Below are 23,616 nucleotides of genomic sequence, written 5' to 3'. Positions count from 1 at the left end.
AGCTGCCGAGGTGCCTCGAGAACTCTTACCGCGGCGCCCCGCAGACCCCCATCCGGGGGCGCGGCGCGGATCGGCGGGGAGCTGGCGGAACCCCTGCTGATCGAGTAGCCCGCGCAGCGGGCGTATCGAGATCCACCACCGTCAGGAGCCGGGTCTGCAGACCTGCCCTGCTGGTGACGGCGGGTCTCGATACGCCCCTGCGGGGCTACTCGACCAGCATGTTCGCGACGTCTCTTCCAAGTGGATCCGCGCTCCGTCACGCCGGGGCGCGGACGCCCGTCAGTTGCTCCGAGACGTCCCAGAGGCGGCGGGCGTCGTCGGCGCTGCGCAGCGGCGCCCAGGGGTCGCGGCGCGCGGCGGGTCCGCCGATCAGCCGGGTCGGGCCGTAGAAGCCGCCGCCGGCCGGGGCGGTCGCCGCGAGCAGGGCGGGCTGCGCGGCGCTCTCGACGGTGCCGGCGATGCCCAGGCGCGCGAGCAGCACGATCAGGCCGCGCCCCCGCACCTGCTGCGCGCGGCCGAGGCCGGGCTGCGCCGCCAGCAGGTTCGTCGGCGAGATCCCGGGGTGCGCGAGCGTGCTCGTCAGCCCCCAGCCGGCCGCCCTGCCCCGGGACTCGAGCTCGCGGGCGAAGAGGCCGACCGCGATCTTCGACTGCACGTAGGCCCGCATCGCGTCGTAGTCCCGGGCGCCGTCGAGGTCGTCCCAGCCGATCGAGCCGCTGCGCGCCGCGATGCTCGTCTGGTGCACGACCCGCGCGCTCCCGAGCAGCGGCAGCAGGCCGAGCGTCAGCGCGAAGTGCCCCAGGTGGTTCGTGCCGAACTGCAGCTCGAAGCCGTCCTCCGTCACTTGACGCTGCGGCGGCTGCATCACTCCGGCGTTGTTCACGAGCAGGTCGATCGGGCGGCCCTCGGCCCGCAGGCCCTCGGTGAGCGCGCCGACCGAGCGGAGGGAGGAGAGGTCGAGCGGGCGCGTGCTCACCGCGGCGCCGGGGACCTCGCGCCGGATCCCCTCCGCCGCCACCTCGCCCTTCGCCGCCGAGCGCACGGGCAGGATCAGCTCGGCGCCCGCCGCGGCGAGCCGGGTGGCGATCACGCGGCCGATGCCGTCGCTCGCGCCGGTGACGACGGCGAGCCGTCCGGACAGGTCGGGGATCGGGATGCTGCGGGTCATGGGGACTCCTCGGTGCCGGTGGGCGGTCGCTGGTCGGTGTGCGTCCCATGCTCGGCCGATGCGGCGAGCGGAGGCAGGGCCCGTCGATCCACCGATGCGCCGTCCACCGCTGCGCCAGCCACCGGTGCCGCCCCGACGGTGCTCAGACCGGAGCGCCCACCACAGCGAGCAGCTCCAGCTTCCCCGCGCTCTCGCTCCCGGGCACCGCCGTGTAGACGAGGAGCCGGTGCGACTGCTCCGGATCGAGCAGCGTCTGGCACTCCAGCTCGAGCAGCCCCACCGCCGGATGCAGGAAGCGCTTGGTCGCCGGCGGCCGGAGCCCGACCTGGTGCTCGGCCCACAGCGCCCGGAACTCCTCGCTCCGCTCCGCGACGACGTCGACGAGCTCGGCCGCCCGCGAGCCGGGCCCGCGCAGGGTCGCGACCTCGCGCAGCCCCGCGACGAAGACCCGCGAGAGCACGGCGCGGTCCTCCTCCGGATACGCCGCGCGCGCCGCGGGGTCGGTGAACCAGCGGTAGCCGAGGCTGCGCTCGAGCCCGGTGCGGAGCGACGCATCGCCCAGCAGCGCCGCGCCGAGCGGGGTCTGCCGGAGCGTCTCGCCCAGCTCGGTGATGATCTCGGCGGGCGTGTCGTGCAGCCGGTCGAGGATGCGCAGCAGACCCGGCCCGATGTGCTCGCCGGCACTGCCCCGGGCGGGCGGGCGGTGACCGGCGAGCCGGAAGACGTGGTCGCGCTCGCCGAGCGAGAGGTGCAGCCCCTGCGCGATCGACGCGATCATCTGCTCCGACGGCTGCGGCCCGGTGCCGCGCTCGAGGCGGGCGTAGTAGTCGGTCGACATGTGGCTGAGCGCGGCGGCCTCCTCGCGTCGCAGCCCCGCGGTGCGGCGGCGCGGGCCGCGGGTGAGCCCGACGTCCTCGGGCTGCAGCGCCTCGCGGCGGAGTCGGAGGAACGTCGCCAGGCCGTCGCGATCGATCACGGAGCCGCCTCTCGTCGGGACTCCCGTTCTATCGTCCCGCCGCTCCGGCCGCCACGGATCGTCGATCCACCCCTCCGCGAGCGGGCCGGGGCTCCTGCTGCGATCCTGCGCGTGAGGCTGAGAAAGTGAGCGATTCCGTGCGTGCCCTGGCGAAAATCGCAGGATCCGCGCGTGCGAGACTGGCTGCGAGCGTGCTCCACCCGCCCCGCGGGGACGGAGCCACTGGACCCGGTCCGCTCATCCGCATCCTTTCGCAGGAGGACTCGAATGACCGACACCGCCGTGCTCGCCACCGCCCCGACCCGTACCCCCGTCGTCAAGACGGTCCTGATGTGCCGCCCCGAGCACTTCACCGTCGTCTACCGCATCAACCCGTGGATGGACCCGCAGGTCCCCACCGACACCGCCCTCGCCGTGCGCCAGTGGCAGACGCTGTACGACACCTACGTCGGGCTCGGCTTCGATGTGCAGCTGATCGACCCCGAGGCCGGCCTGCCCGACATGGTCTACGCCGCGAACGGCGGGTTCGTGATCGACGGCATCGCCTACGGCGCCTCCTTCACCTACCCCGAGCGCCAGCCCGAGGGTCCCGCCTACATGGACTGGTTCCGCGGCGTCGGCTTCGACGTGCGCGTGCCCGAGGAGGTCAACGAGGGCGAGGGCGACTTCCTCCTCGTCGGCGAGCGCATCCTCGCCGGCACCGGCTTCCGCTCCGCCTCCGACTCGCACGCCGAGGTCGCCCGGATCTTCGGCCGCGAGGTCGTCACCCTCGAGCTGGTGAACCCGTCGTTCTACCACCTCGACACCGCGATCGCCGTGCTCGACGACACGAACATCGCCTACCTGCCGAGCGCGTTCAGCGAGGAGGGCAACCGCGTCCTCCGCGAGCTCTACCCCGACGCGATCCTCGTCTCGGAGGAGGACGCGTCCGTCCTCGGGCTCAACTCCTTCTCCGACGGCCTCAACGTCGTCATCGCCTCGCGCGCGGCCGGCTTCGAGCGCCAGCTGCGCGAGCGCGGCTACAACCCCATCGGCGTCGACCTGTCCGAGCTGCTGCTCGGCGGTGGCGGCGTGAAGTGCTGCACCCTCGAGCTGCGGCGCTGAGCCGCACTCCCTTCTCCCTCACCCACTCTCCAAAAGTCGTCGTACTCGGCACTCGAGTACGACGACTCTTGAGGAGTCGATCGTCCTCAGGAGGCACGACATGAGCATCACCGAGACCGACCGTTCCGCCGAACTGATCGCCGCGGAGGAGGCGCACGCCGCGCACAACTACCACCCGCTGCCGGTGGTCGCCGCGACCGGCGAGGGCGCCTGGATCACCGACGTCGAGGGACGCCGCTACCTCGACTGCCTCGCCGCGTACTCCGCCGTCAACTTCGGCCACTCGCACCCGGTGCTGCTGGATGCGGCGCGCGCGCAGCTCTCCCGGGTCACCCTCACCAGCCGCGCCTTCCACAACGACAAGCTCGGCCCGTTCGTGACGGCGCTCGCCGCGCTCGCCGGCAAGGACATGGTCCTGCCGATGAACACGGGCGCGGAGGCGGTCGAGTCCGGCATCAAGGTCGCCCGCGCCTGGGGCTACCGGGTGAAGGGCGTCGCGCCGGGACGCGCGAACATCATCGTCGCGGCCGGCAACTTCCACGGCCGCACCACGACGATCATCTCGTTCAGCGACGACGCGGAGGCGCGCGACGGCTTCGCCCCGTTCACGCCCGGCTTCCGCACGGTGCCGTTCGGCGACGCGGCGGCGCTCGAGGCCGCGATCGACGAGGACACCGTCGCCGTGCTGATCGAGCCGATCCAGGGCGAGGCCGGCATCGTCGTGCCGCCGGCCGACTACCTCCCCGCCGTGCGCGAGATCACCGCGCGTCACAACGTCCTCTTCATCGCCGACGAGATCCAGTCCGGCCTCGGCCGCACCGGCGCGACCTTCGCCTGCGACCTCGTCGACGTCGTCCCGGACGTCTACCTGCTCGGCAAGGCGCTCGGCGGCGGCATCGTGCCGGTGTCGGCGGTCGTCGCGAACGCCGACGTGCTCGGCGTCCTCCAGCCCGGCCAGCACGGCTCGACCTTCGGCGGCAACCCGCTCGCCGCCGCGGTCGGCCTCGCGGTCGTCGAGCTGCTCGCCACCGGCGAGTACCAGGCGCTGGCCCGCGAGCGCGGCGCCCAGCTGCACGCCCGCCTCACCGCGCTGATCGGGCGCGGCGTGGTCGCCGTCCGGGGCGCCGGACTCTGGGCCGGCATCGACATCGACCCCGCCCTCGCCTCCGGCCGCGCGGTCTGCGAGGCCCTGATGGCCCGCGGCGTCCTGGCCAAGGACACCCACGGCTCGACGATCCGCCTCGCCCCGCCCCTCGTCGTCACCGCCGACGAGATCGACTTCGCCGTCGACGAGCTGGAGTCCGTGCTCGACTCCCTCCGCTGACCCCCCCGCGAGATGCCACTTGTGCACGCTTTTCACGGCGTGTCGCGTGCACAAGTGGCATCTCGCGGAAGGTGCTGAGCCCCCTCGACCGGCGACGGCGAGGGGGCTTCGTCGTGCGCCCGCGGAGCGGAATCGGCGCAGGGCGGGCAACTCGCCGCGGATGCTGTCATGCTGGACGCGGCCGCCGCGGTCTCTGCAGCGATCCGATCACTCCCGGATCCACCTCCTCACCGCGACCCGCGCCCCCACCCGCACCGCTCCCGGTGCCGCACGATGCGGCGCGGAGCACGACCCGGGTGACCGCGGACGAGGCCGTGCAGAGCACCGGAACCACCCGGCGCCTGCGACCACACAGACCACCTGCGCCGAGGCGCTCCGCACGCTGCGGGGGCCGCGCGCACCAGCACGACGCCACGTCCCCCACCGGAAAGCACCCATGCGAAACGCCAGAACCGCCAAGCCCGTCCGCCACCACCTCGAGCTCCCCGCCCCGAAGCCCCTGGAGAAGGGCGGCATGCGCATCACGCCGCTCGGCGGCCTGGGCGAGATCGGTCGCAACATGACCGTCTTCGAGCACAAGGGCAAGCTGCTCATCGTCGACTGCGGCGTGCTCTTCCCCGAGGAGAACCAGCCCGGCATCGACGTGATCCTCCCCGACTTCGCCGCGATCCGCTCGCGCCTGAAGGACATCGAGGCGATCGTGCTCACCCACGGCCACGAGGACCACATCGGCGGCGTGCCGTACCTCCTCAAGGAGCGCGGCGACATCCCGATCATCGCGTCGACCTTCACCCTCGCGCTGATCACCGCGAAGCTCACCGAGCACCGCATCACCCCGCGCACCCGCCCGGTGAAGGAGGGCGACCGGATCGACGCCGGCGTCTTCGACCTCGAGTTCCTCGCGGTCAACCACTCCATCCCCGACGGCCTCGCGGTCGCCATCCGCACCGAGGCCGGCCTCGTGCTGCACACGGGCGACTTCAAGATGGACCAGTTCCCGCTCGACGGCCGCACCACCGACCTCCCCGGCTTCGCGCGCCTCGGCGACGAGGGCGTCGACCTCTTCCTGGTCGACTCCACCAACGCCGACGTCCCCGGCTTCGCGATCTCCGAGGGCGACCTCGCCCCCGCGATCGACCAGGTCTTCCGCACCGCCCCGCGCCGCATCGTCGTCTCGAGCTTCGCCAGCCACGTGCACCGCATCCAGCAGGTGCTCGACGCCGCGCAGAAGCACGGCCGCAAGGTCGCCTTCGTCGGCCGCTCGATGGTCCGCAACATGGGCATCGCCGCCGAGCTCGGCTACCTCAAGATCCCGGCCGGCCTCGTCGTCGACATGAAGGTGCTCGAGAAGCTGCCCGCGACCCAGATCGTGATGATCTGCACCGGTTCGCAGGGCGAGCCGATGGCGGCCCTGTCGCGGATGGCCAACAAGGACCACATCATCGACATCGGCCCCGGCGACACCGTGCTGCTCGCCAGCTCGCTGATCCCCGGCAACGAGAACGCGATCTACCGGATCATCAACGCCTTCACCCGCTGGGGTGCGACCGTCGTGCACAAGGGCAACGCCAAGGTGCACGTCTCGGGCCACGCCAGCGCCGGCGAGCTCGCCTACTGCTACAACATCCTCCGGCCCACCGCGGTCCTGCCCGTGCACGGCGAGTGGCGCCACCTCACGGCGAACGCCGCGATCGCGACCCGCACCGGCATCGACGAGAAGAACGTCTTCGTCGTCGAGGACGGCGTCTCGATCGACCTCGTCAAGGGGCGCTCGCGGATGAGCGGCCGCATCCCGGCCGACCTCGTCTTCGTCGACGGCACCACGATCGGCGTCGCGACCGAGGACGCCATGATCGACCGCCGCGTCCTCGCCGAGGAGGGCACCATCACGGTGCTCGCCATCGTCGATCTCGACCGCGGCACGCTCGGCGAGCCGGTCGAGTTCTTCACGCGCGGCTTCGTCGAGGAGCCGAGCTGGAAGGAGAACGCCAGCAAGGCGATCGACGACGCGGTGCTCCAGGCCGCCGGCCAGCCGACCGACCGCGACGCGATCGAGAAGCTGATCACCCGCACCCTCGGCCGCTGGCTGACCCGCCGTCACCGCCGCAACCCGGTCATCACGACGATCGTCGTCGAGGAGTAGTCCTCCGCCCCGTGCACGACTGAGGCTGGACGGCCGCGATCGCCCCTTCTCGGGCTGATCCGGCCGTCCAGCCTCATCTGTGCACCGGTCCCGACGGCGACCGGCCTCTTGCCCGCCGCACGCGCACGCGGGATGCTGTGCACGGCCGTGGACGTCGCCGCGGCCGAGGACATCCGGAGGCGCGCATGCGCAGACTCACCGCAGGACTCTTCTCGTCGCTCGACGGGGTCGTCGAGTCGCCGAACCTGTTCCAGTTCGACAGCTTCGATGCGGAGCTCGGCGAGCTGATGGGCCGCATGATCGGCGCCGTCGACACCGCCGTGCTCGGGAGCACCGGGTTCCGGGAGTGGTCGCAGTACTGGCCGAGCGCGCCGGCCGACGACCCGTTCGGCGCCTTCATCAACCCGCTGGAGAAGTTCGTCGCCTCGTCCACGCTGACCGGCGACCTCGGCTGGAACGCGACCCTCATCGAGGGCGACGTTCCCGCTTTCCTCACCCGGCTGAAGGAGGGCGACGGCGGTGACATCTCGGTGATGTCGAGCATCTCGCTCGTGCGCTCGCTGCTGTTCGCCGGGGTCCTCGACGAGCTGACGCTGATGGTGCACCCGGTGATCGCGGGAGCCGGCCGTCGCCTGTTCGAGCCGACCGATCCGCTCACGCGCCTGGAGCTGCGCGACTCCGCGATCACGAGCGCCGGCAACGCGGTGCTCACGTACGCGCTGCGCTGACCGGCACCGGCCGTGCCGGCCTCGTGACCGGCCGCTCCCGGAACTGCCCGTTAGGGAACCGTATGGATCCGGGCGTTCCCGGCTCGGGAGCCGTTCAGGGCGAGTAGACACGTCCAGTGACCTCCTCCCTCGTCCGCGGCGACGCCGATGCCCTCGAACCCTCGCCTCCCTCCTCCGCGCTCTCCTCAGCGCGCCGCGGCGGAGTGAAGGCGTGGCTGCTCGAGGGGCTGCGCGACGACTCCGGCACGCACCCCGGGCCGCACTCCACCACCGAGAAGACGCACTCCTGGTGGCGGGTGATGTGCCTGACCGGCGTCGACTACTTCTCCACGCTCGGCTACCAGCCCGCGATCGCCGCGCTCGCCGCCGGCCTGGTCTCGCCGCTGGCGACCATCGTCCTGGTGCTGCTGACCCTGTTCGGCGCGCTGCCCGTCTACCGCCGCGTCGCCCGCGAGAGCTTCCGCGGCGAGGGCTCGATCGCGATGCTGGAGCGGCTGCTGCCCTGGTGGGGCGGCAAGCTCTTCGTCCTGGTGCTGCTCGGCTTCGCGGCGACGGACTTCATGATCACGATCACCCTGTCGGCCGCCGACGCCACCGCGCACGCGGTCGAGAACCCGTTCGCGCCGGCCTGGTTCCACGGCGCGGAGGTGCCGCTGACGCTGGGCCTGGTCGCGCTGCTCGCGATCGTCTTCCTCCGCGGCTTCAAGGAGGCGATCTCGATCGCGGTCGTGCTGGTCGCGGTGTTCCTCTTGCTCAACGCCGTCGTCATCGTCGTCGCGATCGCGCACGTCGCCGAGAACCCGGTCGTGATCGGGAACTGGTGGTCGGCGCTGACGACGCAGCACGGCAATCCGCTGATCATGGTCGGCATCGCGCTGATCGTGTTCCCGAAGCTGGCGCTCGGGCTGTCCGGCTTCGAGACGGGAGTGGCGGTGATGCCGCAGATCCGCGGCGACGCGAGCGACACCGACGCGGCCCCGCTCGGGCGGATCCGCGGGGCGAAGCGGCTGCTGATCACTGCCGCCGTGACGATGTCGGCGTTCCTGATCACCTCGAGCTTCGTGACCACCCTGCTGATCCCGCAGGCCGAGTTCCAGCCGGGCGGTCAGGCCAACGGCCGCGCGCTCGCCTACCTCGCGCACGAGTACCTCGGCGACGCCTTCGGCACCGCCTACGACGTCAGCACGATCTGCATCCTCTGGTTCGCGGGCGCCTCGGCGATGGCCGGGCTGCTCAACATCGTGCCGCGCTACCTCCCGCGCTACGGGATGGCGCCGCAGTGGGCCGCCGCGGTGCGCCCGCTGGTGCTGGTCTTCACGGCCGTCGCGTTCCTGATCACGATCCTCTTCCAGGCCGACGTCGACGCCCAGGGCGGCGCCTACGCGACCGGGGTGCTGGTGCTGATCACCTCCGCCTCCGTCGCCGTGTTCCTGTCGGCCAAGCGCAAGAAGCAGCGCAAGCGCGCGGTCGGCTTCGCGGTGATCGCGCTCGTCTTCGTCTACACGACGGTCGTGAACGTGGTCGAGCGCCCGGACGGCGTGCGGATCGCGAGCCTGTTCATCCTCGGGATCCTCGTCGTGTCGCTGATCTCGCGGGTGCAGCGCTCGTTCCAGCTGCGGGCGACCTCGGTGACCTTCGACGCGCAGGCGCTCGACTTCCTCACCACGGACGCCGACGACTACGGCGTGATCCGCGTCCTCGCGAACGAGCCCGACGACGGCTCCGAGCGCGAGTACCGCGACAAGCTCGCCGAGGAGCAGCGCGACAGCAACCTGCCGATGCGCGGCCCGGTCCTCTTCCTCGAGGTGCACACCACCGACTCGTCCGACTTCGAGGAGGACCTGATCGTCCAGGGGCGCGTCTGCCACGGCTTCCGCGTGCTCACGGTGACGAGCGGCAACATCCCGAACACGATCGCCACGGTGCTGCTCGAGATCCGCACCCTGACCGGCGTCGTCCCGGACGTCTACTTCGAGTGGACCGAGGGCGGCCCGCTCTCCAACATGTTCCGCTTCCTCATCACCGGCACCGGCGAGGTCGCCCCCGTCACCCGCGAGGTCCTGCGCCGCGCCGAGCCCCGCCGCGAGCGCCGCCCGGGCGTCCACGTCGGCTGACCGCCTCCCCGCCGCGAGATGCCACTTGTGCACGCGACACGCCGTGAAAAGCGTGCACAAGTGGCATCTCGCGGGAGGCGCCGGTCAGTCGCGGACCGTGGAGAGGGGCTCGGTGATGCTCTCGAGGCTGCGGCGCTCGGCGTCGACCCCGAAGATCAGGGCGACGACGCCGCCGAGGATCATGACGGCCGCGCCGACGAAGTAGCCGACGGTGAGCGGGCCGCGGTCGCTGCCGTCGCCGATCAGCACGCCGTAGAGGGTGGGCGCGACGGCGCCGGCGATCTGGCCGAGCGTGAAGAAGTACGAGATCGCCTGGCTGCGCAGCTCCAGCGGGAAGATCTCGCTGACCGTGAGGTAGGCGCTCGAGGCGCCGGCGGAGGCGAAGAAGAACGAGACGCACCAGAGGATCGTCTGGGTCGTCGCGGTCAGCACGTCCATGCTGAACAGCAGCGCCGAGAGTGCGAGCACCGCGCCGGAGACGCCGTAGGTGAGGAAGATCATCTTCCGCCGGCCCCAGACGTCGAAGAGGTGGCCGAGCACCAGCGGCCCGACGAGGTTGCCGATCGCGAACGGGAAGAAGAAGTACGAGACGGCGTTCTGCTCCACGCCGTAGAAGTTCTCGAGCACCAGCGCGTAGGTGAAGAAGATCGCGTTGTAGAGGAACGACTGGGTGATCATCATCGTCGCGCCGACCAGGGTCCGCTTCGGGTACTGCCGGATCAGCACCCGCGCGATGGTGCGGAACGGGATGCTCTCGGTCGCCTTCACGGTGATCGCCTGCGAGTCGTCGACCGGCTCGAGCGTCCCGCCCTCCGACTCGACGCGGCGCTCGATCTCGTCGACGGTGCGCTCCGCCTCCTCCTCGCGGCCGTGGGTCATCAGCCAGCGCGGGCTCTCGGGGATGTGCCGGCGGAGGTAGATGATCGCGAGTCCGAGGATCGGACCGAGGAAGAAGCCCAGGCGCCAGCCGACGTTCTCGGCGAAGAGCTCGTCATTGAGGAAGAAGAGGTTCGCCGCGGAGCCGAGCGCCGCGCCGCCCCAGTAGGTGCCGTTGATGGCGATGTCGACGCGTCCGCGGTACTTCGAGGGGATCAGCTCGTCGATGGCGGAGTTGATCGCCGCGTACTCGCCGCCGATGCCCATCCCCGCGAAGAAGCGGAAGACGGCGAGGAAGAGGTAGTTCGGCGCGAGGCCCGCGAGGCCGCTCGCGACCAGGTAGATCACCAGCGTCAGGATGAAGAGCTTCCGCCGCCCGAGCCGGTCGCTCAGCCGCCCGAAGATCAGGGCGCCGACGATCTGGCCGACCAGGTAAACCGTGCCGAGCACGCCGACCTGCGCGGCCGAGAGGTCGAACTCCTTCGCGAAGCCGGCGCTCGCGACGATCTGGATCTCGAGGCCGTCGAGCACCCAGGAGAAGCCGAGGCCGACGACGATCGACCAGTGGAACCGCGTCCACGGCAGCCGGTCGATACGGGCGGGGACGAGGCTCCGGACGGGGCCGCGCTCTTCGGTGTCGGTCGACATGGCTCGCGCCTTCCTGTCGCCCCGGCTGCGCTGCTGATGCGCGCGGTCCCGGACACGGCGAGACGACGATAGACCCGAGCATCGCCGGGCTATGCACCCCTTGCCACCGTGCCTCTGCCGGGTGTATCCGGCGACGTGCGCGTCCGCCCCCTTCCGCGAGATGCCACTTGTGCACGCCCTTCTCGGCGTGTCGTGTGCACAAGTGGCATCTCGCGGAGGGGGACGGGCGGGGCGCCGAGGGGGTGGGTAGCGTGGGGGGATGATCGATGCGACACCCGCTGGAACGCCCGCCTACGTCTTGAGTGAGGGGCCCGTCTGGGACGGGGAGACCGGCCGGCTCACCTGGGTGGACATCGAGGCGGGGGCGGTGCTGTCGGCGCCGCTCACCGCGGACGGGCTCGGGGCGATCACCCGCACGGACGTCGGTGAGCAGGTCGGCTGCGCGCTGCCGCTCGGCGACGGCCGGATGCTCGTCGCGCTCACCCGCCGTCTCGCGATCCTCGAGGTCGACGGCTCGCTCACCCGCGGCTCCGAGCTGCTGCCCGAGGGGCACCGCTTCAACGACGGCTCGATCGACCCGCAGGGCCGGCTCGTCGTCGGGTCGCTGACGCTCGGCGAGTCGGTCGGCGACGACGTGCTGCTGCGACTCGAGCACGACGGAGCGGTCACCGTCCTCGACCACGACCTGCGGCTCTCGAACGGACTCGCCTGGTCGCCCGACGGCGCGGTGATGTACTCGGTCGACACGGAGTCGGGCGTGATCTACCGCCGGCCGTACCTGGACGGGGTGAACGGCCCGCGCGAGACCTTCCTCGAGCCGGAGGAGGGCGTCTTCATCGACGGCATGACCGTCGACTCCGAGGGCCGGCTGTGGTGCTCGGTCTGGGGCGGGAGCGGCGTGCGGGTCTACGACTCCGAGGGCCGCCGACTCGAGGGCGAGGGGATCGCGATCGACGCGCCGCACTCCTCGAGCATCGCGTTCGCGGGCGAGGCTCTCGACATCGCCGTGGTGTCGTCGGCGTCGCGCGACCTGTCGGCGGACGAGCGGGCCGCGCATCCGTTCGCGGGCGGGCTGTGGCTCGCGCGGCCGGGGGCGACCGGGCTGCCGGCGCCGCGGTGGGTCGAGACGCGGCTGCCGTGAGGCGGTTGCGCTGACGCGGGTGCGCTGACGCGGTTGCGCTGACGCTCTCGCCCTGGAGCGGCCTCCCTGACGCGGTTGCGCTGACGCTCTCGCCCGGGAGCGGCCTCCCTGACGAGGCCGCCCTGAAGCGGCCTTCCTGACGCGGTTGCCCCGACTCGGTTGCGTTGAAGCGCTCGGGCCGTTGCGCCGACGGTCAGTCGGCGTCGACCGCCGCGGCCGGCTCCGACGCGGGCTGCGGCGTCAGCGTGACCCGCGAGATCCGGTAGCGGTCGGTCTCGGCGACCCGGAGCACGTGGTCGCCGACGACGAGGGTGTCGCCCACCACGGCGACGCGGCCGATCCGGTCGAGCACGTAGCCGCCGACGGTCTCGTAGGGTCCCTCGGGCAGCTCGATGCCGAGCAGCTCCTCCAGGTCCTCGAGGATCATGCCGCCGTCGAGGTCCTGCAGCTGCTCGGCCGCCTTCGCGTCGACCTCCTGGCGCGCGCCGTCGTACTCGTCGTAGATCTCGCCGACGAGCTCCTCGAGCAGGTCCTCGAGGGTGATGATGCCGTCGGTCCCGCCGTACTCGTCGATGACGACCGCGATCTGGTGGCCGTCCTGCCGCATGGTGCTCAGGGCCGCGAGCACCTTCGTCGTGCCGGGCACCGCCAGGATCGGGCGCGTGATGTCGGCGACGCTGCTCGCGGTGCCGTCGCGGCCCGCCTCCGGGAACGCGGCCATCAGGTCGCGCACATGCACGAAGCCCAGGACGTCGTCGCGGTTCTCGCCGACGACCGGGTAGCGCGAGTGCGGCCGGCCGAGCACCTCCGCGTAGCCCTCGGCGACGGGCAGATCGCCGCGCAGGAAGTCGACGTCCGGACGCGGGCGCATCACCTCGGCCACCCGCCGGTCGTCGGCGCGGAAGACGTCGGCGAGCAGCTGCCGGCTGTCCTCGGCGATCTCGGTGTTGCTCGAGATCATGTCGCGCACCTCGTCCGCCGAGACGCTCTCGCCCTTCTCGCGCGGATCAGCGCCGAGCAGACGGACGACGGCGTCGGTGGAGACCGACAGCAGCCAGATGATCGGGCGCATGAGGCGCGCGAGCGTGTTGAGCGGCGGGGCGAGCACCTTCGTGAAGGCGACCGACTTCTGCATGGCGAGGCGCTTGGGGACGAGCTCGCCGAGCACGAGCGAGAGGTAGGCGATGACGAGGGTCATCAGGATCAGCGCGACCGTCGAGGCCGCGCCGTTCGACAGGCCGAGCGACTCGAGCGGCGGCACGAGGTCCGGCGCGATCGTCGAGGCGCCGTACGCCGAGGAGAAGAAGCCCGCGAGGGTCACGCCGATCTGCACGGCCGAGAGGAAGGTGTTCGGGTTCCGCACCAGCTCGGCGATGCGCCGGCCCCGCTCGCTGCCCGCCTCGATCGCGCGCACCTGGCTCTCGCGGAGGCTGACGATCGCCATCTCGGTGCCGGCGAACACCCCGCCGATGAGCACGAACAGCACGACGAGGCCGATGTTGAGGAGAGTGTCCAGATCCACGGAGGACAGAGTACGGACGCCCGCTCGGAGAACGCCTCGCGCCCTCTCAGGCGGCGGGCACTTGCGTGCGTGCGCCCCACTCCTCACAAGTTGCGGTAGTCGCGCCCGACTACCGCAACTTCTGGAGGGTGGACGGGCCGCCCGCGCCCGCGGCGCATCGAGCCTCCAGAAGTTGTCGTACTGGCGTGCCGACTACGACAACTTCTGGAGGGAGGCGGGCGCGTGCCTTCCGCCGACTCCACTCCTCCGAAGTTGCGGTAGTCGGCGGCGACTCCCGCAACTTCTGGAGGGTGGGCGCGTGCGCGTCGGGCGGGGTGGGACCGCTAGCCAGAAGTTGTCGTACTGGCGTGCCGACGGCGACAACTTTCGGAGGCATGGCGACTGCCCGCCAACCGTCTTGCCCACTCCGCGAAAGTTGCGGTAGTCGCGCTCGACTACCGCAACTGTTGGAGGGTGGGGAGTGCCGCTCGCGCTGGGGACGGATCCATTCCTCAGAAGTTGCGGTAGTCGGTGGCGACTACCGCAACTTTTGGAGAGTGGGCGGGCGCGCGTCGGGTAGGTGCGTTCGCTGTCCAGAAGTTGTCGTATCCGTAGGCCGACTACGACAACTTTTCGAGGCTGGGCGCCTTTCCGGCAGCCGGCCTGCCACAACCCTCGGAAGTTGCGGTAGTCGGTGGCGAGTACCGCAACTTTTGGAGGGTGGGGGGTGGGTGAACCAGCCCGGGAGGGTGGGTGGGGACGGCGGGCGGCCCCGCGGTCAGGCGTCGGCCGGGCGCACGCCGATCGTCAGGATGAGGTTCGCGTAGATGCGGCGGTCGCCGCTGGCGATGGTGAGGGCGACGTCGTCGGTGCGGGCCTCGGCGTAGAAGGCGTGGCGCTCGACGGAGGTGAAGGGGACGCCGTCGAGGGTGGCGCGGAAGGCGTCCTGCGCGGGCACGTCGAGGCCGGGGGCCGGGGTCATCACGGTCGCCTCCTCGACGACGATCGCGGTCAGCAGCGCCTCGAGGATCTCGTCGACGGTGAGGGTGTCCGGGCGCAGGTTGAGGTGGACGAGCGCGGAGTTGCGACCGAGTGTGGTGCCGACCGGGTAGTTGCCGTCGGCGATGAGGATGCGGGAGCCGTGGCCGGCGCGGGCGAGCGCGTGCAGGATCTCGGGGTGCAGGAGGGTCGTGGTCAGCATGGTGCTCCTAGGTGAGGGGGTCGAGGTGGGCGACGGAGCCGCCGGGGATCGGGTCGAGGTGGGCGACGGAGCCGCCGGGGATCGGGTCGAGGTGGGCGACGGAGGCGCCCGGGATCGGGTCGAGGTGGGCGACGGAGGCTCCGGCGATCAGCCGGCTGGGGAGGGTGCGCGTCTCGAAGGGCTCGGCGCCGCCGTCGAGGCGGCGGCGGACCAGCGCGGCGGCCTCGGCGGCGATCGCGTCGGTCGGCTGGACGACGATGGTGAGCGGCGGCCGCACCACCCGCGCGAGCTCGACCGTGTCGAAGCCGACGAGCGAGAGGTCGGCGGGGAGGCGGAGCCCGGAGTCGCCGAGCGCGGTCAGTGCGCCGATCGTCAGCTCGCGGTTGCTCGCGAAGACCGCGGTCGGCCGGTCGCGGCGGGCGAGGATCCGCTCCATCGCGGCCACGCCGCTCTCGAGCGTGAGCGGGCCGAGCTCGACCACAGGCGCCTCGAGGCCGCGGGAGGCCAGCTCCTCGAGGACGCCCGCGGTGCGCTCGCGGGTGGTCGAGACGTCCGGATCGCCGCCGAGCACCGCGATCGAGCGGTGGCCGTGGTCGGTGAGGTGCCGGGCGGCGGAGGCGCCGGCCGCGCGGTTGTCGAGCACCACGCGGTCGGTCGCGAGCGCGTCGTCGACCCAGTCCACCGTGACGACGGGGGTGCCCTGCTCGGAGGCGCTGCGGAGCGCGGCGACGTCGCCCGCGGTCGGAACGGCGACGATCCCGTCGACCATCTTCTCCAGCAGCAGCCCGACCGCGGCGCCCGGCTCGGGCAGGCTGACGCCGATCAGCACGCCGATGCCGTCGCTCCGCAGGGCCCGCTCGAGCCCAGCGATGATCGACAGGTGGAACTCGTTGTCCAGCGCGGGCAGCAGCACGCCGACCGTGCGGGAGCGCCGCGAGCGCAGTCCGCGCGCGAAGCCGTTGACGCGGAAGTCGAGCCGCTCGGCCGCCGCCTCGATCGCGACGGCGTTCTCGGGGCGCACCGGCAGGCCGTTGTAGTGCTTCGAGATCGTCGAGAGGGACAGGCCGGTCAGCCGCTGCAGGTCCTTGTAGGTCGCCATGTCACAGGGAGGGCGAGCCGTAGCCGTCCCAGCCCGGGATCGTCCCGTCGGCGTCCCAGAGGTCGAGCCAGTCGGTGCTGCCGGGCCAGAGGAAGACCTGCCCCTTGATCAGCCGGCTGTTGCGCTCGGCGCCGCGCAGCGACTCCTGCTCGGCGGCGGTGAGGGCGAGCGAGGCGGCGGCGAGGTTGGCCTCGATCTGCTCGGGCTTCACCGCGAACGGGATCGGGATCTGGCCGCGGTTGACGCCCCAGGCGAGGCAGACCACGGCCGGGTGCACGCCGCGCTCGCGGGCGATCGCCTGCACGGCCGGGTGCTCGATGTCGACCAGGTCGCCGTCGACGCGGTCGCGCTCGGGGCGGGACGGCGAGCCCAGCGGCGAGTAGCCGATCGGCTGGATGTCGTGGTCGAGGCAGTAGCGGAACAGCTCCGGCTGCTGGAAGCAGGGGTGCAGCTCCATCTCGTTCAGCGCGGGCGCGATGCGCACGTCGGCGAGGATCCGCTCGAGCTTGGCGATCGTGACGTTCGAGGTGCCCAGGTGCCGGACGAGACCCCGATCGACGAGCGACTCGAGCGCCGCCCAGGTGCGCAGGAACGCGGCGTGCTCGTACGGGCGCGCCTCCGGGTCGCGGGCGTCGGTCTCGGCGTGCGGCGGGTGGTGGTTGGGGAACGGCCAGTGCACGAAGACGGCGTCGAGCACCTCGAGGCCGAGGTCCTGGAGCGAGCGCTCGACCGAGGCGACGGCGGCCTCGGGCTCGTGCGCGTCGTTCCAGATCTTCGACATCACGAAGAGGTCGTCGCGCGGCACTCCGGAGTCGGCGATCGCGCGGCCGACGCGCGGCTCGTTGCCGTACACCGTGGCGCAGTCGAGCAGCCGGAACCCGGCCCGGAGCGAGTGCTCGACGGCGAGGCCGACCGTCTCCGCGTCGTAGCGGTCGGAGCCGAAGGTGCCGGCGCCGATCGAGGGGATGCGGCGGCCGCTCGCGAGGGTGCGGTGCGCCGGCGGGGCGGCGGTGGTCGGGCTGGCGGCGGTGACGGCGGCGTCCATGCCACTCCTCGGGATCGGGAGACGAAACGTTTCGCCTAGACGCTACGGCCGCCGCCACGCCGCCGTCAAGGCCGGCGGTGGCGCAGAAGATCAGCCGAGAGAGCTCGTCATCCGCGATGAGCGACGAGATGCGCTCCCCGCTGATGTTCTGCAGTGATCCCCGCTCAGACCAGGCGGCGCGACTCCGCCGTCACCACGCGGAACCAGCGCGCGCCGTAGCCGTCGATCCCGAGGGTCACCGTGCCGTCGTCGCCGATCGGCTGCGACTCGCCGCCGAGGGAGTCGACCAGGCGCGACCCCGGCTCCGAGTCGGGCAGCGTGATCGTCACCGTGCGCGGGCTCGAGGCGAAGCTGTGCACGGCGACGGTCGTGCCGGTCGACGCCGACATCCGGTGCGCGAAGACGCAGGACTGGTCGGCCGGGAGGTGGGTGTACTCGCCCCAGCCGATCTCGGGCGAGCGGCGGTACAGCCAGGCGAGGCCCTTGATGTGCGCGAGCAGCGAGTCCGGGTCGCGGAGCTGGGCGGCGGCGTTGACGTGCTCCGGTCCGAAGCCGCCCTCGGTCACCGCCGCGACCAGGTCCTCGGCGTCGGCGCGCGAGAAGCCGCCGTTCGCGGCCGAGGTCCACTGCATCGGCGTGCGGACGCCGCTGCGGCCCGGGATGTCGGCGTTCTCGCCCATCCCGATCTCCTCGCCGTAGTAGAGCACCGGCGCGCCCGGCAGCGAGAAGAGCAGGCTGTAGACCATGCGGATGCGGCGCGGGTCGCCGTCCAGCATCGGCGGGAGGCGGCGGACGATGCCGCGGCCGTGGATCCGCTGCGACTCCTCCGGCGCGAACGCGGTGAAGACCTCCTCGCGCTCGTCGTCGGACAGCTGCGAGAGGTTGAGCTCGTCGTGGTTGCGCACGAAGTTGGCCCACTGGCTGCCGGTCGGGATCTCCGGCCTGCTCGCGATGGCCTCGACGAGCGGAGTCGCGTCCTCCCGCGCCAGCGCGAGGTAGAGGTACTGGTTGCCGATGAAGTCGAACTGCATCGACAGCTCGTCGGCGTCCTCGCCGCCGAAGAAGGCGAGCTGCTCGTCGCGGGTGGTGTCGACCTCGCCCAGCAGCATCGCCTCGCCCGAGCGACGGCTGATGAAGCGGCGCAGCAGGCGCAGCCACTCGTGCTCGTCGCGGGCGCCCGGTTCGATCAGGTAGGGCACCGCGTCGACGCGGAAGCCGTCGACCCCGAGCTGCAGCCAGAAGCCGACCAGCTTGGCGATCTCGTCGCGCACCGCCGGGTTGTCGGTGTTGAGGTCGGGCTGGTGCCGGTAGAAGTTGTGCAGGTAGTACTGCCCGGCCTCCTCGTCGAAGAACCAGACGCCGTCCTCGACGTCGGGGAAGACGTTGGCCGGCTGGTCGGCCGGCGGCTCGTCGCGCCAGACGTAGTAGTCGCGGTAGGGGCTGTCGGGGGAGGAGCGCGCGGCCTGGAACCACGGGTGCTGGTCGCTGGTGTGGTTGACGACGAGGTCGACGATGACGCGCATCCCGCGGTCGTGCGCGGTGCGGATCACCTCGACGACGTCGCCGTGGTGGCCGTAGCGCTCGTCGACACCGTAGAAGTCGCTGATGTCGTAGCCGTTGTCCTTGCCGGGCGAGGAGTAGAACGGCGCGAGCCAGAGGCAGCTGACGCCGAGCTCGGCGAGGTAGTCGATCCGGTGCGCGAGACCCTCGAGGTCGCCGACGCCGTCGTCGTCCCAGTCCATGAAGGTCTTGACGTCGAGGTTGTAGTAGACGGCGGCGCGCCACCACAGGTCGCTGGTGTCGGTGACCCTCATGCGGACGCCTCCGTGGTGGGGCGGGCGAGGGCGGTGCCGCCGGCGAGGGCGGTGGGGGCGAAGGGGGTCATGGCGCTCCGGGGTCGGGTCGGGGAGGGTCGCCCTCGACGCTAGGTGCGCGCCGGTTCCACGTCTGCTCGTTGATTTCTCAGGGAGCGGGCCGGAGTCCCGGTCGGGGCCCACCCACTCCACCCACTCCTCAAAAGTTGCGGTAGTCGAGCGCGACTACCGCAACTTTTGGAGGGTGGAAGGCGGGCGCGGGCGCGGGCGCGGGCGCACGGCCGCGCGGGTCAGTCGCGGGCGCGGCGGGTCTGCGTCGCGTTCGCGCGCTGCAGGGCGTCGACGAGCTCGGCCTTGGTCATTCGGGAGCGGCCCGAGACGTCGAGGCGCTTGGCGAGGTCGAGCAGGTGCGCCTTCGTGGCGTTCGCGTCGACTCCGCCGGCTGTCTCGCCGTCGCCGTCCGGGCCGCGCTGGGCGGCGCGGTCGTCGGAGGGGCCGCTCTCGGCCTTGCGCTCCCAGTGGTCGCCGACCTTCTCGTACTCGTGCTTCAGTGCGGCGAAGGCGGTGCGGTGCGCGCGCTCACCCTCGCCGTAGCTGTCGACGGCCGAGTCGTGCGCGGCCGACCACAGCTTCTGCGCGTGCTCGTCCGACCGCTCGATGGTCGACGGGATCTCCTCTTTCGCGGGCATGCTGCCTCCCTCTCGTCCCTCCGACGCTACCCCCGCCGTCCCCCGCCGCGAGATGCCACTTGTGCGCACTTCTCGCGGCGTGTCGCGCTCATAAGTGGCATCTCGCGGAAAGGGGAAGAGGGGGTCAGCCGAGCAGGCGGTCCTGGACGAAGGCGCTGGCGAAGCGGCCGGTGGGGTCCCAGGCGGAGCGGAGGGTGCGCCACTCGTCGAGGTGCGGGTAGAGCGGGGCGATGTCGGCGGCGGTCGCCAGGAAGTGCTTGCCCCAGTGCGGGCGGGCGCCGAGCGGCAGCAGTGCGCCCTCGACGGCGGGCAGCACGGCGTCGACGCCGGCGCGGTCCTTCTTGAAGGTGAAGTGGATGCCGACGCTGTCGCGACCGGAGGCGGGGGAGAGCCACTGGTCGTCGCCGGCCATGGTGCGCAGCTCGGTGATCAGCAGGACCTCGTCGATCCGCTCGCCGATCGCGCGCAGGGCGACGAGCACCTCGCGGATGTTCTCGCGCGGCACCATGTACTCGCTCTGGATCTCGTCGCCGGCGCTCGGCTCGCGGTCGAGGCGGAAGTGCGGCAGCCGCTCCGACCACGGGCCGACGGAGCCGCCGAACGGGTTGAGGTTGGAGTCGACGCCCTCCGAGACGGCGAACAGCGAGGCGGAGGCGGCGACGGCGCCGAGGTGCGTCGCGTCGACGTCGGCGACCGAGCCCTGCTCGACCTTGGTCTTCAGCCAGAGCTGCTCGACGGTGGGGCTCGACCAGTGCGTCATCAGGCTCACGCTGTAGGCGGAGGAGGTGATCGCGTCGAAGTCGTCGAGCACGCGGTCCCAGGGCAGGTCGACGAAGGCGTCCTGCCGGACGTCGAAGGTCGGCTGGATGTCGAGGGTCACCCGCGTGACGACGCCGAAGGCGCCGAGGCCGACGACGACGCCCTCGAAGCCCGGCTCGCCGCGGCGGATCGTGCGCAGCGAGCCGTCGGCCGTGACCAGCTCGAGCGCCGAGACGGCGGAGGAGAGGTTGGCGTTGCGGTCGCCCGAGCCGTGCGTGCCGGTCGAGATCGCGCCGGCCACCGAGATGTGCGGGAGCGAGCCCATGTTGTGCAGGGCGTAGCCGTTGCTTTGCAGGTGCGAGGCGACGATGCCGTAGCGGGTGGCTCCGCCGACCGTGATCGTGCTCGCCTCGGCGTCGATCACCGGGTCGGCGGCGATGCGGCCGAGGTGCAGCAGCGCCCCCGGGGTGTCGGGGAGGGCGTTGAAGGAGTGGCGGGTGCCGAGCGCGCGGACCCGCTCGTTCCCGCGGACGAGGGCCTGGACCTCGTCGATCGACTCCGGCTCGAGGATGTCGGCGGCGTGGTACTCGTAGGTGCCCGCCCAGTTGCTCCGTTGCGTCATGGCTCCATTCTGCCGGGCCCGCCGCCGGTTTGTTGCCGTGTCCAACGAATCGGCGGCGAGCCCTCGGCGGCGAGCCTGCAGTGGCGCTCAGTACTCGATGCGCCCGTGCCGGTCGTGGAACTCGCCGGTCGGGCCGTCGGGGCCGAGCAGCGCCAGGGCGACGGTCGCGTCGGTGCCCTCGGTGACGGTCTGGTGCCCGCCGTGCCCGTTGAAGTCGGTCGCGGTGTAGCCGGGGTCGCTCGCGTTGATCCGGAACTCCGGCAGGTTCTTCGCGTACTGCACGGTCAGGGTGATCACCGCGGCCTTCGAGGCGGCGTAGGGGATCGCGGGGACGCCGAACTCGTCGCGGCCCGGGGTGACGAGGGCGCGCGGCCAGCCGACTCCGGAGGACACGTTGACGACGACGGGCGCGGCCGAGCGGCGCAGCAGCGGCAGCGCGGCCTGGGTCACGCGGACGATGCCGACCACGTTCGTCTCGAGGACGCTCGCCATCGCCTCCGCCGAGAGGTCGTCGACGCCGAAGGAGGTGCCGAGGATCCCGGCGTTGTTGACGAGGACGTCGAGGGCGGGGAGCGAGGCGAGGGCGGCGTCGACGCTCGCCTGGTCGGTCACGTCGAGCTGCACGACCTGCGCGCCGAGCGCCCGGGCGGCGTCGCCCTTCGCGGGGTCGCGCATGCCGGCGTAGACGGTGTGGCCGGCCTCGATCAGGCGGCGGGCGGTCTCGAGACCGAGGCTCTTGTTGGCCCCGGTGATCAGTGTCGTTGTCATGGCTCCATGCTCCGCCCCGCTGTCCCGCCCGCCCAGGCCCCGGTCGACGGGAGGACCAGCAGTACCAGGACCGACCCGCCGCCCCGGGGGATCATGGGGTCATGAGCGAATTCGCGGACGTCCTCCGCTCCTGGCGCGAGCGCGTGACGCCCGCCGAGGTCGGCCTGCCCGCGGGCCCGAGCCGCCGGACGGCGGGGCTGCGCCGCGAGGAGCTCGCCGCGCTGGCGGGCGTGAGCGTCGACTACATCGTGCGGCTGGAGCAGGGCCGGGCCGTGCACCCCTCGGCGCAGCTGCTCGGCGCGCTGGCCTGCGCGCTGCGGGTGACGGAGGCGGAGCGCGATCACCTCTACCGGGTCGCGGGCGTCGCACCGCCGACCGCGACGCAGGTGCCGCAGCACATCACCCCGGGGGTGCAGCGGATCGTCGACCGCTGCGGCGACGTGCCGCTCGCCGTCTTCAGCGCCGCGCACGACATCCTGCTCTGGAACCCGCTCTGGGCGGCGCTGAACGGCGATCCCTCGCGGCACACGGGCCTGGACCGCAACCTCGTCTGGCGCTACTTCACGCAGGGGCACGAGGGCACCGAGTTCGACGACCAGCATGCGGAGGACTTCGCGAACGACCTGGCCGCGGATCTGCGCGCGGCGGTCGGGCGCTACCCGGACGACGCGGCGCTCGCGCACCTGGTGGCGCGGCTGCGGGCGACCTCGCCGGACTTCGAGCGGCGCTGGGCGCTCGCCCGGGTGGCCGAGCACCGCTCCAGCCGGAAGACGGTGACCTCGACGCCGGTCGGACCGATCACGATCGACTGCGACGTGCTGGCCGTGCCGGGCGGTGACCTGCGGATCGTCGTCTACACGGCCACGCCCGGCTCGACCGATCAGACGCGGCTCGACCTGCTCCGGGTCACGGGGCTGCAGGAGCTCGTGGCGCAGTGACCGGGTCGGTCGAGCGGTCGTCGGGCGTGCTCGCGCCGAGCCGGTGCCGGCGCTCGATCGCCTGGCCCGCGTAGCCCGCGGCGATGATCAGTGCGGCGCCGACCGCCCCGAGCGGGCCGATCGCCTCACCCGCCACGACGACGCCGACGAGCAGCGCCCAGACCGGCTCGGTCCCCATCAGGATGCTGGCGCGCGCCGCCGAGGTGCGCCGGACGGCCCAGAGCTGCACCACGAACGCGAAGACCGAGCAGAGCAGCCCGAGGAAGAGGACGCCGGCCCAGCCGCCGGCGTCGAGCGCCAGGGCGGCGGCGGGCAGGTCCGGTCCGGCGAGCAGCGAGAAGACGGCGGCGCAGACGACCAGCTGCACGAGGACCACGCCGAGCGAGCCCTCCGTGCGCCCGCGGACGAGCCGGGCGCTGGCCGTCACGTGCACGGCGCGCACCACGGCCGCCGCGAGCACGAGCGCGTCGCCCCAGGTCGGTGTGCGGAGGCCGCCGTCGGAGACGAGCAGGGCTACCCCGACGACGGCCGCGACGGCGGTGACGAAGAAGGAGCGCGGCAGCCAGGAGCGCGAGGCGAGGCCCTCGAGCGCGGGGGTGAGCACCAGGGCGAGGCTGATCAGCAGGCCCGCGTTGGTCGCCGAGGTGAGGTGGACGCCCCAGGTCTCGAGCCCGATGATCGCGGCCTGCGAGGCGCCGAGGAGGGCGGCGACGGCGAGCCCGCGACCGCGGGGGAGGCGCTCGCGGCAGGCGAGGCAGAGCACGGCGAGCGCGGCGGCTGCGGTGAGGAAGCGCAGCGCGACGGTCGAGGGGACGCCGATGTCGGCGGCGACGTCCTTCGCGGCGACGAAGCTCGCGCCCCAGACGGCGGCGACGGCGAGCAGCAGCAGGTCGACGGCGAGGTCGGGGCGGGAGCGGAGGGGCATGGGGACAGCGTCGCAGGCCGAAAGCGGAAGAGC

General features: G+C 72.2%; 19 protein-coding genes. 7 read left to right on the top strand and 12 right to left on the bottom strand.

Features of this window, described 5'->3' with window-relative positions; genetic code table 11:
- Positions 1-256: 256 nt before the first annotated feature.
- Positions 257-1,168, bottom strand: coding sequence for an SDR family oxidoreductase (locus HQQ86_RS12890; RefSeq protein ID WP_173288587.1), 912 nt, complete (start codon positions 1,166-1,168; stop codon positions 257-259).
- Between the two features lie 142 nt (positions 1,169-1,310).
- Positions 1,311-2,144, bottom strand: a complete 834-nt coding sequence (locus HQQ86_RS12885) for a helix-turn-helix domain-containing protein (protein ID WP_173288585.1) — start codon at positions 2,142-2,144, stop codon at positions 1,311-1,313.
- 267 nt (positions 2,145-2,411) lie between these two features.
- On the opposite strand from HQQ86_RS12885, the gene ddaH reads away from it, so the two are divergent.
- From ddaH to HQQ86_RS12860, 5 genes are all read left to right on the top strand, one after another.
- Positions 2,412-3,248: a dimethylargininase gene (ddaH, locus tag HQQ86_RS12880; RefSeq protein ID WP_173288583.1), complete on the top strand. Its 837-nt coding sequence runs from the start codon at positions 2,412-2,414 to the stop codon at positions 3,246-3,248.
- Positions 3,249-3,348: 100 nt separating this feature from the next.
- Entirely contained in the window at positions 3,349-4,572 is a 1,224-nt protein-coding gene (rocD, locus tag HQQ86_RS12875) for an ornithine--oxo-acid transaminase (RefSeq protein ID WP_173288581.1), read from the top strand.
- A gap of 514 nt (positions 4,573-5,086) precedes the next feature.
- The gene (locus HQQ86_RS12870) at positions 5,087-6,715 is read left to right on the top strand and encodes a ribonuclease J (RefSeq protein WP_207901707.1); all 1,629 of its coding nucleotides are present in this window, start codon (positions 5,087-5,089) and stop codon (positions 6,713-6,715) included.
- Between the two features lie 185 nt (positions 6,716-6,900).
- Positions 6,901-7,443: a dihydrofolate reductase family protein gene (locus HQQ86_RS12865; RefSeq protein ID WP_173288577.1), complete on the top strand. Its 543-nt coding sequence runs from the start codon at positions 6,901-6,903 to the stop codon at positions 7,441-7,443.
- 203 nt (positions 7,444-7,646) lie between these two features.
- Entirely contained in the window at positions 7,647-9,557 is a 1,911-nt protein-coding gene (locus tag HQQ86_RS12860; RefSeq protein WP_173288815.1) for an amino acid permease, read from the top strand.
- A gap of 84 nt (positions 9,558-9,641) precedes the next feature.
- Here the strand turns inward: HQQ86_RS12860 and HQQ86_RS12855 are convergent, their stop codons facing one another.
- Entirely contained in the window at positions 9,642-11,081 is a 1,440-nt protein-coding gene (locus tag HQQ86_RS12855; RefSeq protein WP_173288575.1) for an MFS transporter, read from the bottom strand.
- 259 nt (positions 11,082-11,340) lie between these two features.
- Here HQQ86_RS12855 and HQQ86_RS12850 point away from each other — a divergent pair, with 259 nt between their 5' ends.
- Positions 11,341-12,222 (top strand): SMP-30/gluconolactonase/LRE family protein, encoded by an 882-nt coding sequence (locus HQQ86_RS12850; protein ID WP_173288573.1) that lies wholly within the window; start codon positions 11,341-11,343, stop codon positions 12,220-12,222.
- A gap of 193 nt (positions 12,223-12,415) precedes the next feature.
- Here the strand turns inward: HQQ86_RS12850 and HQQ86_RS12845 are convergent, their stop codons facing one another.
- The 8 genes from HQQ86_RS12845 to HQQ86_RS12810 all read right to left on the bottom strand — a co-directional run bounded on the left by HQQ86_RS12845 (position 12,416) and on the right by HQQ86_RS12810 (position 21,720).
- A complete protein-coding gene (locus HQQ86_RS12845; RefSeq protein WP_173288571.1) occupies positions 12,416-13,744 on the bottom strand; it encodes a hemolysin family protein in 1,329 nt (442 codons plus the stop codon).
- 757 nt (positions 13,745-14,501) lie between these two features.
- Complete coding sequence (locus tag HQQ86_RS12840) at positions 14,502-14,924, bottom strand: RbsD/FucU family protein (protein ID WP_173288569.1); 423 nt, start codon at positions 14,922-14,924, stop codon at positions 14,502-14,504.
- Positions 14,925-14,931: 7 nt separating this feature from the next.
- On the bottom strand, positions 14,932-16,023 hold the full coding sequence (locus HQQ86_RS12835; RefSeq protein WP_173288567.1) for a LacI family DNA-binding transcriptional regulator: 1,092 nt from the start codon (positions 16,021-16,023) through the stop codon (positions 14,932-14,934).
- A 1-nt stretch (position 16,024) separates the two neighbouring features.
- Entirely contained in the window at positions 16,025-17,068 is a 1,044-nt protein-coding gene (locus HQQ86_RS12830; RefSeq protein ID WP_173288565.1) for an aldo/keto reductase, read from the bottom strand.
- Positions 17,069-17,232: 164 nt separating this feature from the next.
- Positions 17,233-18,882 (bottom strand): alpha-amylase family protein, encoded by a 1,650-nt coding sequence (locus HQQ86_RS12825; RefSeq protein ID WP_173288563.1) that lies wholly within the window; start codon positions 18,880-18,882, stop codon positions 17,233-17,235.
- A 290-nt stretch (positions 18,883-19,172) separates the two neighbouring features.
- Positions 19,173-19,571 carry a ChaB family protein gene (locus HQQ86_RS12820; RefSeq protein ID WP_173288561.1) on the bottom strand — a complete coding sequence of 133 codons (399 nt, stop codon included), beginning with the start codon at positions 19,569-19,571 and terminating at the stop codon, positions 19,173-19,175.
- Between the two features lie 124 nt (positions 19,572-19,695).
- On the bottom strand, positions 19,696-20,952 hold the full coding sequence (locus tag HQQ86_RS12815) for a D-arabinono-1,4-lactone oxidase (protein ID WP_173288559.1): 1,257 nt from the start codon (positions 20,950-20,952) through the stop codon (positions 19,696-19,698).
- 87 nt (positions 20,953-21,039) lie between these two features.
- The gene (locus HQQ86_RS12810; protein ID WP_173251114.1) at positions 21,040-21,720 is read right to left on the bottom strand and encodes an SDR family NAD(P)-dependent oxidoreductase; all 681 of its coding nucleotides are present in this window, start codon (positions 21,718-21,720) and stop codon (positions 21,040-21,042) included.
- A gap of 101 nt (positions 21,721-21,821) precedes the next feature.
- Between HQQ86_RS12810 and HQQ86_RS12805 the strand changes: the two genes are divergently transcribed.
- Complete coding sequence (locus HQQ86_RS12805) at positions 21,822-22,658, top strand: helix-turn-helix transcriptional regulator (protein ID WP_173288557.1); 837 nt, start codon at positions 21,822-21,824, stop codon at positions 22,656-22,658.
- On the opposite strand, the gene HQQ86_RS12800 is transcribed toward HQQ86_RS12805, so the two are convergent.
- Complete coding sequence (locus HQQ86_RS12800; protein WP_173288555.1) at positions 22,627-23,583, bottom strand: DMT family transporter; 957 nt, start codon at positions 23,581-23,583, stop codon at positions 22,627-22,629. The two genes, HQQ86_RS12805 and HQQ86_RS12800, sit on opposite strands and share 32 nt — an antisense overlap.
- Positions 23,584-23,616: the final 33 nt, after the last annotated feature.

The sequence above is a fragment of the Rathayibacter sp. VKM Ac-2857 genome (genome assembly GCF_013205025.1).
GTDB lineage: Bacteria > Actinomycetota > Actinomycetes > Actinomycetales > Microbacteriaceae > Rathayibacter.
Note: the sequence above shows the minus strand (reverse complement) of the source record. Positions and strands in the feature narration are given on the sequence as shown.